This window comes from Amycolatopsis sp. NPDC058340 (assembly GCF_042723975.1).
Lineage (GTDB): Bacteria > Actinomycetota > Actinomycetes > Mycobacteriales > Pseudonocardiaceae > Amycolatopsis.
This window is the reverse complement of record NZ_JBHXIB010000014.1, coordinates 45047-55340: the sequence shown is the minus strand read 5'-3', so window position 1 is coordinate 55340 and position 10294 is coordinate 45047. Positions and strand designations below refer to the sequence as shown.

Sequence of the window (10294 nt, the reverse complement as noted above, 5' to 3'; positions counted from 1 at the left end):
GGCGAGGACGGTTCTAACCGTCCTCGCCACTCACGAGGCTTGAGCTGGGGGTCAGTAGTCGACGGCGACCATCGCCCTCGAATGCTCCGGCCGCTCGATCTCGTCGACCAGCGCGACCGCGAGATCCGCGTAGGAGAACGGCTTCGCGTCCTCGGCGCGCGGCAGCACCCGGTGGTCCCCGCTGCGGTACACGCCCGTGCGCTCGGCGTGTTCGTCGAGGAATACCGGTGGCGGCGCGACGACCACCCAGTCGAGCCCGTCGCCGGACGCACGGAAGACCTCCAGCTCCGCCGTGTGCCCGAGCGAGAACTCGCGGTGCTCCGGCGGCACGCCCGGCCGGTCGTGCAAGGCGACGCCCGGCTCGACCTCCAGCGCCGACCCGATACCGACGACGACCAGCCTCGCGACACCGGCCCGGCCGAGTCCGTCGATCAGCGCGTGCGCGGCGGCTGGGTAGTACTCGCGTGACGGGAGATCCGCGCGGTAGATGGAACTGATCGCGGCGTCGTGCCCGGCGGCGGCCTTCGCGACGTCTTCCGCGACGGTGACGTCGGCGGCGGTCAAGGTGACGTTGTCCCCGGCGAGATCCGCGTGGCGGCTGGGATCCCGGACGGCGGCGGTGACCAGATGCCCGCGGCTCACGGCTTCGGCGACGGCGCGCCGCCCCGCGCGTCCGCCCGCCCCGAAGATGACGATGCTGCTCATCGTGCTCCTTTTCTCCGTGCCGGTACCCGGGTACCGGCGGCGAACGCGATGCTAGGAGCGGACCCCTCGGTTACCGCAACGAAACCGGCCCCGGGGATGTTCTGGTCCCGTTCACCCGAACGGTTCTGGTGTATCGTCCCGGAATGCGTCACCTGGTACCCCATTCAGCCCTGAAGACCTTGGGCCGTTCGGCCCGCGGAACGTTCGGCCGGGGCCTGCACCGGCTCGCCCGGCGATTCCATGATCCCTATACGGCGGAACTGGAACGGGTCGCCGCGGAATTGCGGGCGGAGATCGTCCGCCAGGGGGACCGCTGTTTCGATCGGATCGTCGAGTTCGAAATCCGGAGCCGTCGCGACATCATCTACGCGGGCGATCAGGACGCGGCCCGCGACAGCAACCGGTTCGCCCGTGAGCACCTCACCGGGACAAAACACTTCGCACGTCCACAAGAGACTCTCGCGTACGCGCTTTCCCTTGCCCCGTCAGGAGGAATGGCCCTCGAATTCGGCGTCGCGAGCGGGAACACGCTGCGCGTGATCGCCCGGGCCCGTGGCGGCGTCGAGACCTACGGGTTCGACTGGTTCCAGGGGCTGCCGGAGAACTGGCTCAACGGGATGCCCGCCGGTTCCTTCGCGCGCGACGACCTGCCGGACGTCCCCGGTGCCGAGCTCGTCGTCGGGCTTTTCGCCGACACGCTTCCCGGCTTTCTCGAGCGGCACGAAGGCGTCGTCGATTTCCTGCACGTGGACGGTGATCTGTACAGCTCGGCGAAAACCGTGCTCGACCTGGTGGGACCGCGGCTGCGGTCCGGCAGCATCGTGCACTTCGACGAGTTCTTCAATTACCCCGGCTGGCAGCGGCACGAGCACAAGGCGTGGCTGGAATACGTCGAACGCACCGGTGTCGAATTCGAATACGTGGCCTACACCTATGCCGACAACCAGGTCACCGTGCGGATCGCCTAAAGCATCTCGCGGACTTCGATAGTGCCGATCGCGGCCCACGGATGGGTCTTCGCCGCCTCGACGGCTTGCTCGCGGCTCTCGCATTCGAGGATGGTGATGCCGCCGATCTGTTCCTTCGTCTCGGCGAACGGGCCGTCGGTGAGCAGCGCCTCGCCACCCCGGACACGGACGGTCGTCGCCGTCTCGGGCGGGTGCAGGCCCATCCCCTCGACGCGCAGGCCGCGCCGCGTCAGCTCCCCGGCCCAGGCGCGGCAGGGTTCGGTGATGTCCGTGTCGAGCCCTTCGTCGCCGACGGTTCCGCCGAGCATGAGCAGGTAGCGCACTGGTCCTCCTAGTCCGTCAGTCCGTCTTCGTACGCGCGCAGGGTGTCGACGAACGTCCGCCGCTCGGCCGGGCTCAGCGGCGCGAGCGCCTTCTGCCAGGCGCGGGCACCCTGCGCGAGCCAGCCGTCGATCGCGGGCCGCATCCGGTCGGTGATGGCGACGATCCGCCGGCGGCGGTCCGTCTCGTCCTCGCGCCGGTCGAGCACGTCCTTCTTGCTCAGTTCGCCGACCATCAGGCTCACCGTGGTCGGGGCGACCTCGAGCCGTTCGGCCAGCTCGTTCACCGTCATCGGCCCGTCGAAGAGCAGGTACGACAGCAGCGACAGGTGCCGCGGAGCCAGCGACAGCGACTGGAGTTCTTCGGGGATCTTGATCCGCTTCGCCCGTCCGACCATCCGCGGCATGAGCAGCAGCAAGGCCCGCACGGCGTCGTCGACTTCCATGTCCTCGGTTGACACCGGCCACCCTCCTGGATACCTTTGCAAGCAAAGAGGCTTTGTTTGCAAAGCAAATAGCTCTCACGCTGATGCTACCTGGGGAGTTCCGTTGCTGATGACCACCGCGGACGCCGAAACGGGGCGTCCCCGCACCACTCGCGTCGCGTGCCGCCCTTCCGGGAGCCGGTACCTGGTGTCCGCGCCCGGCGACGATTCGCCTTGGTATCGCGACCTTCTCGCCAGTCCACAAGTGACACTCGAGATCGACGGGGTGCCGCACGCCGCGCGTGCCGTGCCGCTCGAAGGCGAGGAACGCGGGTTCGCGTTGCACCTGCTGGAAGTCGATGCCGCCCGTGGCCGCGCGATCGCCGATCAGCTGCTCGTCCACCATGGCGAGCTCAGGAAGACCCTGGCGGCGGCACGGGCCGAACTCGACGGCGGCCCGGTCGCTGACCGGTCGGGTCTGCGGCGCGAACTGCTCGGCCATTGCGTGACCTTCTGCAACGACCTGCGTATGCACCATCTCCGCGAGGACGGCGCGTTCACCGCGATCGAGAAGGCCCATCCCGGGCTCGCGCCGGCGTTGGAACGGCTGCGCCGGGAGCACGAAACCGTGTCCCGCGCGCTGCTCGATCTCGACACCTTGCTGCAGAGCGAGGGAGACCGCGGTGCCGTGCGCGAGAAATTCGAACGGGTCGCCGCCGGGCTCGAGGAACATTTCGCCTACGAGGAGGCGAATCTGCTTCCGGCGCTTCGCGGTGAGCCGACCTGGTGACACGCGCCCCGGTTACTCCGAGCGGGTGAGGCCGACGGGCCACTTGGCGGGACACGGTGGTAACGAATGTCCGTTCCTTGGCGACTGATCGTTGTCTGCACCGATCGGCGCGACGCCCCCGACCGGAATAGTGAGAACCGAATGAAGCTTCGAAGAGCCTCACTTCTCTCTCTGGTGGCCGCGGTGGCCACGATCATGCTCGTGGCGCCCACCTCCGCTCTCGCCGCCCCGCCGACCAGCGCGGTGGAGGTCTCGCCGACAACCGTCCAACGTGGACAGACGTTCACCGTGACGCAGACCGTCTACAACGCCGACGCGACGTCGACGATCGAGGGCGGCAAGGCGACGCTCTACGGCAAGGAGTCCTCGCTGCCGGGGATCGTCGACCTGGTGTCCTGTCCCGGCGCGTTCGCCTGCGACGTGCTCGGCGGCAGCATCCGCGGCGGCGTCGGCACCGTGACCCCCGGGCAGAGCAAGACCGTGGTGTTCACCTTGCGGGTCAAGGACGACGCTCCGCTGGGCGATGTCACGCTGCAGCACCAGTTCGTCGGCGACAACTACAGTTTCGAGATCCTCGACGGCCCCGTGCTGACCATCTCCAGCACGCCGAGCGCGGCGGATCTCGGGGTCACGCTGACCGCGTCCCCGCGCGGGATCCTGACGTCGTCGATCGACTACACGGTCAAGGTCACGAACGCGGGCCCGGCCGCGGCGTCCGGGATCCGGGTGGCGTCGACCCTCGGCAACGGGCTGCGCTTCACCGGCTCGTCCGTCTGCTCGAACCCGAGCGGCACGAAGGTCGTCAATTGCGACTTCTCGTCGCTCGCGTCCGGAGCCAGTGCGACGGCGAAGTTCACGGTGGCCGCGGGACTGCTGAGCGTCGGGCCGGTCAAGACGACCGCGAAGATCACGCAGAGCTCCGTGGCCGACCCGAACGCGGCCAACGACACCGCGTCGTCGACCTGCACGGCGATCACCGGTCTGCTGCTCACCTGCTGACCCCTCGGCCAAGTCCGTGAAGGCCTCCTTGAGGGACTCTGGGTCTCTCAAGGAGGCCTTCACGGACCGGCTCGACGTGCTCGAACGGCGATCACGCGTGATTGGGGAGCGATCACGCGTGATTGGAGAGCGATCATGCGTGATTGGAGACGGGACTCGCGTGATCAGCGGAGGCGCTCGGCGCGGGCGTGGAGGTAGCGCTGGTGCGGCAGGCCGGGCGCCCGCCGTGCGGCGTCCACATAGGACTCGACGGCTTCGGCGGTGTCCCCGGCCATTTCGAGCAGATGGGCGCGAGCGGCGTGGAACCGGTGGTCGCCGGAGATCCGGTCGCCGAGTTCGTCCAGCGCCGCCAGCCCTTCCCGTGGCCCGCGGGCCATTCCGACGGCGACCGCGTGGTTCAGCGCCACCACGGGATTGTCGGAGAGCCGCAGCAGAACCTCGTACAGTGCCACGATCTGCGGCCAGTCGGTCTCCTCGGCGCTCGGCGCCTCGTCGTGCAGCGCGGCGATCGCCGCCTGGATCTGGAACGGCCCGGTCGGCCCGTTCGGCAGCGCTTCGGACAGCAGCGCGATGCCCTCGGCGACGTATCCGGCGTTCCACCGGCCCCGGTCCTGTTCGGACATCGGGATCGGCGCGCCGTCCGGCCCCGTCCTCGCCGGGCGGCGCGCGTCGGTGAGCAGCATCAGCGCGAGCAGGCCGGTGGCCTCGCCGTCGTCCGGGGCCAGCCGGTGGACGATCCTGGCCAGCCGGATGGCTTCGGCGGAAAGATCGCTCCGCACCAGATCGGGCCCGGACGTGCTGGCGTAACCCTCGTTGAAGATCAGGTACAGCACGTGGAGCACCGCGTCGAGCCGCCCCGGTTCCGGCGGCAGGCCGAACGGGACGCCGCTGGCCTTGACACCCGCCTTCGCGCGGGTGATCCGCCGGGTCATCGTCGCCTCGGGGACCAGGAACGCGCGGGCGATCTCCGCCGTGGTGAGGCCGCCGACCGCCCGCAGGGTCAGCGCGATCTGCGACGCGGGCGAGAGAGACGGGTGGCAGCACAGGAAGAGCAGGATGAGCGTGTCGTCCGTGTCGGCCGCCGTCCGGTCCGCCGCGGGTGCGAGATGCTCCTCCGGCAGCTTCCACTGGACGACGGTGTCCTCGCGACGTCGCCGTGCCTGCTCGGCGCGGAGCAGATCGGTCAGCCGCCGTGAAGCGACGGTGATGAGCCACGCGCGCGGATTCTCGGGCCGCCCTTCGGCCGGCCATTGCGTCGCGGCCGCGAGAAGTGCCTCCTGCGTCGCGTCCTCCGCCAGGTCGAAATGACCGTAGCGGCGGACGACGGCGCCGAGGACCTGCGGCGAAAGCTCACGCAGCAGATCCTCGACGCCGATGTCCGGCACTTAGAGCTCCAGTTCTTCGAAGCTGTCGGCGCACGGCCGGATGTCGACGTACCAGTCGCGGCCGAGGTCGCTGCCTTCCGGATGCGGGGTGTTCGCCAGCTGGGCGGCGATCTCGGTCGCGCGGTCGTAGCTCGCGCAGTCGACGGTCGTGTACCCGACCAGGACCTCCTGCGTCTCGGCGTACGGTCCGTCCGTCACCACGGGCGCGCCGTCCCGCAGGGAGACGCGGCGCGCGTGCGCCGGCTGGGAGAGACCCTGCGCGTCGACGAACTCGCCGGACTCGACCAGGTCGTTGTTCCACTTGGCCATGAACTCGTGCAGGGCCTTGACCTCGTCGGCGCTCCAGGAGCCGCCGATGTCGGCGAGGTCCTTCTGCGACCCGAACATCATGATCATGTACTTCACGGTTTTCTCCTCTCGGCCGGCACCTCTCCGGTGCCTTCTGCCGGGGACGTCGGAGCCGCCGGGCCGGACCGGACATCGTTCTCCGCGAATTTTCCCTCAGCGCCGGTTTCGGCTGCCGGTAGTGGGCTGAAGGCTCCCTTCGCCGCGTCTGATGCGACGAAAGGAGCCTTCGGCCTCGGCGGCAGGGATAGTCTCCCTCAGCCGCGGCCGGTCGCGGTGTTCATCGCGTCGGCCGGTTCCAGGGTCCGCCCGCCGGTGATCTTGGCGTACAGGTGCGCGCCACCGAGGACCGGCGGATATTTCGGCGGGTTCTCGGCGGACCGGCAGGTCGGGAGGCATTCGAACCGCGCGTCGTGGTCGCCGTCGAAGAAGAACGCCACGCTTCGCCGTCGTGACGGCCCCGGCCCGGACGGCGGCACGACCCGGTGCAGGGTGGAGCGCCAGCGGTCGTTGGTCCACTGCGCGGTGAGGTCGCCGAGGTTCACGACCAGCGCGTCTTCGGCGGGTATCACGTCGTGCCAGCCGCCGTCGGGGCCGTGGATCTGCAGGCCGGGGACGGGGTCGGCGTAGAGCACGGTGACGATGCCGTAGTCGGTGTGCGCGCCGAGCCGCATCTGGCCGGGCAGGGGTTCGGGGGCTCCGGCCCGCCGTTCGAAGTGATTCACCCGCAAGGTGCGTGTCGGGTGCCGGGTGTACGCGCCGAGGTAGCCGTCGGGGAGCCCGAGTGCCTTCTCGAAGATCTCCAGCAGCACTCGTGCGACGCGGTGCGCTTCGTCGGCGTACGCCGTGAGCGCGGGCCGCAGGTTCTCCGGCAGCTCGGGCCAGATGTTCGGCACGAAGAAGCCGTACGGGTCTTCGCCGTCGATGTGCTCCGCGCCGATGACGAACGATTCCGACAGGTCGGGCGGCGTCGTCTCCCCGAGGCTGTACGCCAGCCCTTCGGTGCCTTCGGCGGCGTATCCGCGATCCGAGGCGCGGTCGGCGGGCGCGGAACGGAGCTTCTCCTCGACAGGGAGCGCGAAGAAGGCCGCGGTCGCTTCGCACATGGCGTCGATCGTCGCCCGCGGGATGCCGTGCCCGACGATCTGCAGGAACCCCACGCGCGTCAACGCCTCGTCGACGGCGCGCGCGAGCCGTGTGCGGTCGCCGCCGTCCCAGATGCTCAGATCGACCGTCGGAACGAGTGTCATGACGTGACGGTAGCCAGGGTGAGGCCGATGATCACCGGGTCGCGGTCATCCGATCGGGCGATCTGTCCTGCCCGATCGGCCCGCGCAGGCTCACCGCGCACACCACACCGAGGAGCAGCGCGCCGGCCGGAAGCAGGAAAGCGGCCTTGACGGCGTCCGTGAGCGCGGCACCGGTGACCTGGGAGACCAGCTCCCGTGCCTGGGCAGGCAGATCCGCGGCGACCTCGGGGACGCCCCCGAACTCGCCTGCCGCGACCTCTTCCGTGAACTGGTCGAGGAAACGCTGCCGCAGCTCGGCGGGCAGCCCGGCCGCGGCTTCGTTCGCCCGGTCCGCCATCGAGGCACTGGTCCGCGCCCCCAGCAGGACTCCGACGGCCGCGCTGCCGAGCACGCCGCCGACCTGGCGCGCGGTGTTGAAGATGCCCGACGCGCTGCCGACCAGCGATCGCTCGACGGAGTTGATGGTCACGTTGTTCATCGGGGAGAAGGTGAACCCGACACCGAGACCGCAGAGCAGCAGCCCGGGAAGCAGGGCCAGCGGCGAGCTCGCCGGGATGAGCACCAGCGAGACGACGCAGAGCCCGCCGCACAGGGCGAGCATCCCGGACATCAGCAGGTACTTGGGGTTCACCCGGTCCGACAGCCTGCCCGCGAACGGCGCGACGCCGCCGGACACCACGGCGAGCGGCGCGATGAGCAGACCGGCGTCGGTGGGGGACAGGCCGAGTACCGACTGTATGTAGACGACGAACACCAGGAGCATGCCGGTCATCGTGAAGCCGACCGTCACCGCCGACGCGGCGCCGAGGGAGAAGTCGCGATGGCGGAAGATCCGCAACGGCAGCAGCGGTTCGCGGCGGTTGACCCGCTGCCACAGGACGAAACCGCCCAGCAGCACCACGCCCGCCCCGATGATGTCGAAAGCCGTTCCCCAGCCGTACGTCTGTCCATTTTGGATACCGAAGACGACGCAGACGAGGCCGGCGCCGAAGAGCAGGATCCCGGGAACGTCGAAGCGATGCGAATTCCCCGGCCGCCAGTCGGGGACGAGCACGACGGTGAGCACCAGCGCGATCAGCCCGACCGGGACGTTCGCGAAGAAGATCCACTCCCAGCCGAGCTGATCCACGAGCAGCCCGCCCAGCACCGGACCGGCGATCATGGCGAGGCCCGCGACACTGCCCCAGGCACCCATCGCCGGGCCTCGTTCGTCCGGCGGGAACAGATGCGTGATGAAGGCCGTGGTCTGCGGGGTCATCAACGCGGCGCCGAGACCCTGCACCGCACGGGCGGCGATCAGTGTCTCCACGTTGCCGGAAAGCCCGCACCACAGCGACGCCGCGGTGAACACGAGCAGCCCGGCGACGAAGACGCGCTTCGGCCCGAGCCGGTCGCCGAGCCTGCTGGCGGGCAGGATCGGTACGGCGTAGGCGAGCAGGTACACGCTGGTCACCCAGATCACCGCGGTCAGCTCGGTGCCGAGGTCGCGCACCATCGACGGCACCGCGATGTTCACGATGCTGATATCCAGCATGACCATGAAGAAACCCAGGCACAGCGCGAAAAGCGCGGGCCAGGGCCGGGTTCGCTTCGGCATCCGTCCTCCTGTTCCCGACGCCGGACGGGTGGGACGACGAGCGGGACCACCCGCCGTCCACCCCGGTGGTCACCCCGCGTGCGCGACCATGGCGACGGCGGGCGCGCCGGTACCGCCCGGACGACCGATGCCCTGATAGGCCAGTCCCGTCCGGGCCACGGTGTGCGGGTCGAGCAGGTTCCGGGTGTCGATGACGGTCCGGCCGTGGAGCCGGTCGGCGATCCGCCCCCAGTCGAGGGCGCGGAACTCCGGCCATTCGGTCAGCAGCACGATCGCCGCCGCACCCTTCGCCGCGTGATAGGCGGTCCCGGCGATCCGCACGTCGTCGGTCACGCCCGGCACCGGCGCGTGGACGCTGGGGTCGTAGCCGGACAGTTCCGCGCCTTCGGCGGCCAGCCGGGCCGCGATCGCCAGCGAGGGGGAATCCCGCAGATCGTCCGTCCCGGCCTTGAACGTCAGGCCGAGCAGGCCGATCCGGACCCCGGCGAGGTCGCCGCCGACGGCCTTGCGCACCTTGCCGACCACCAGTTCCTGCTGTTTGACGTTGGTGTCGATCGCCGCGCGCAGCAGGGCGAAATCGCTGCCTGCCGATTCCGCGGTGCGCAGCAACGCGAAAGTGTCCTTCGGCAGGCAGGAGCCGCCCCAGCCCGGCCCCGGCCGCAGGAACGCCTTGCCGATCCGGTCGTCGTATCCCATACCGGCCGTCACGTCGTCGATACTCGCGTCGAGGTACTCGCACAGCTCGGCGACCGTGTTCACAAAGGACAGACGGGTGGCGAGATAGCAGTTGGACGCGTACTTGATCAACTCCGCGCTCGCGGAATCGGTCACCAGGACGGCGGTGTCGAGCTTCTCGTACAGCGCCGCGACCCGCCTGGCGGGGACCGGGTCGCGATCGGCCGAGCCCACCACGATCCGGTCGGGATTCAGGAAGTCGTGGACGGCGAATCCCTCGCGCAGGAATTCGGGATTGGACACGACCGCGACGTCGGCCCGGTCGATCAGCTCCGCGACGCGGGCCGCCGTGCCGACGGGAACCGTCGACTTGTTCACCACGACACAGCCGTGCGGCAGCAGATCCCGCACCTCGGTCACGACGGATTCCAGCACGGTCAGATCCGCCGCGCCGGTCGCGCCCATCGGCGTCGGCACGCAGAGGATCACGATATCCGCGCTCGCCGCCGCCGCGCTCGCGCCGAGCACGAAGTCCAGCCGCCCGGAAGCCAGCCCGTCCACCACGAGTTCGCAGATCCCCGGTTCCCTGATGGTCGCCTCACCGCGCCGCAACGCGTCGACCTTCTCCTGATCGACGTCCGCGCAGACGACGCGGTGTCCCAAGGACGAAAGGCACGCGGCCGTCGTCAATCCGACGTAGCCCGCGCCGATGACGGCGACTTCGGCCCCCATGGTTGCACCCATTCTCTTACCCTCCAGTTTCGATGCCGCCGGGCGGCGCGGAGTCGCCCCGCCCGGCGGCATCGCGAGATACGGATTTCGTGTTCAGCCGTGC

The 10294-nt window shown here is 69.7% G+C and carries 11 protein-coding genes; 3 read left to right on the top strand and 8 right to left on the bottom strand.

The window, feature by feature from the left end; genetic code table 11:
- Window positions 1-51: 51 nt before the first annotated feature.
- Window positions 52-705: an NAD(P)-dependent oxidoreductase gene (locus ACFWIW_RS18530; protein ID WP_240599950.1), complete on the bottom strand. Its 654-nt coding sequence runs from the start codon at window positions 703-705 to the stop codon at window positions 52-54.
- 143 nt (window positions 706-848) lie between these two features.
- On the opposite strand from ACFWIW_RS18530, the gene ACFWIW_RS18525 reads away from it, so the two are divergent.
- Window positions 849-1673 carry a class I SAM-dependent methyltransferase gene (locus ACFWIW_RS18525; RefSeq protein WP_378369537.1) on the top strand — a complete coding sequence of 275 codons (825 nt, stop codon included), beginning with the start codon at window positions 849-851 and terminating at the stop codon, window positions 1671-1673.
- On the opposite strand, the gene ACFWIW_RS18520 is transcribed toward ACFWIW_RS18525, so the two are convergent.
- Window positions 1670-1996, bottom strand: coding sequence for a YciI family protein (locus ACFWIW_RS18520; protein WP_240599952.1), 327 nt, complete (start codon window positions 1994-1996; stop codon window positions 1670-1672). The genes ACFWIW_RS18525 and ACFWIW_RS18520 overlap by 4 nt on opposite strands.
- Window positions 1997-2004: 8 nt before the next feature.
- The gene (locus ACFWIW_RS18515; RefSeq protein WP_240601342.1) at window positions 2005-2439 is read right to left on the bottom strand and encodes a MarR family winged helix-turn-helix transcriptional regulator; all 435 of its coding nucleotides are present in this window, start codon (window positions 2437-2439) and stop codon (window positions 2005-2007) included.
- A 109-nt stretch (window positions 2440-2548) separates the two neighbouring features.
- Between ACFWIW_RS18515 and ACFWIW_RS18510 the strand changes: the two genes are divergently transcribed.
- Both ACFWIW_RS18510 and ACFWIW_RS18505 read left to right on the top strand, forming a co-directional pair.
- On the top strand, window positions 2549-3208 hold the full coding sequence (locus tag ACFWIW_RS18510; RefSeq protein WP_378369536.1) for a nitroreductase/quinone reductase family protein: 660 nt from the start codon (window positions 2549-2551) through the stop codon (window positions 3206-3208).
- A 141-nt stretch (window positions 3209-3349) separates the two neighbouring features.
- Window positions 3350-4207 carry a DUF11 domain-containing protein gene (locus ACFWIW_RS18505; protein ID WP_378369535.1) on the top strand — a complete coding sequence of 286 codons (858 nt, stop codon included), beginning with the start codon at window positions 3350-3352 and terminating at the stop codon, window positions 4205-4207.
- Between the two features lie 164 nt (window positions 4208-4371).
- Here ACFWIW_RS18505 and ACFWIW_RS18500 read toward each other — a convergent pair whose 3' ends face one another.
- From ACFWIW_RS18500 to ACFWIW_RS18480, 5 genes are all read right to left on the bottom strand, one after another.
- A complete protein-coding gene (locus ACFWIW_RS18500) occupies window positions 4372-5592 on the bottom strand; it encodes an RNA polymerase sigma factor (RefSeq protein ID WP_240599955.1) in 1221 nt (406 codons plus the stop codon).
- The gene (locus tag ACFWIW_RS18495; RefSeq protein WP_240601343.1) at window positions 5593-5988 is read right to left on the bottom strand and encodes a YciI family protein; all 396 of its coding nucleotides are present in this window, start codon (window positions 5986-5988) and stop codon (window positions 5593-5595) included.
- Window positions 5989-6194: 206 nt separating this feature from the next.
- Window positions 6195-7187 (bottom strand): isopenicillin N synthase family oxygenase, encoded by a 993-nt coding sequence (locus tag ACFWIW_RS18490; RefSeq protein WP_240599956.1) that lies wholly within the window; start codon window positions 7185-7187, stop codon window positions 6195-6197.
- Between the two features lie 31 nt (window positions 7188-7218).
- Window positions 7219-8784, bottom strand: a complete 1566-nt coding sequence (locus ACFWIW_RS18485; RefSeq protein ID WP_378369534.1) for an MFS transporter — start codon at window positions 8782-8784, stop codon at window positions 7219-7221.
- Between the two features lie 69 nt (window positions 8785-8853).
- Window positions 8854-10203, bottom strand: coding sequence for a UDP-glucose dehydrogenase family protein (locus tag ACFWIW_RS18480; protein ID WP_378369533.1), 1350 nt, complete (start codon window positions 10201-10203; stop codon window positions 8854-8856).
- Between the last annotated feature and the right edge of the window lie 91 nt (window positions 10204-10294).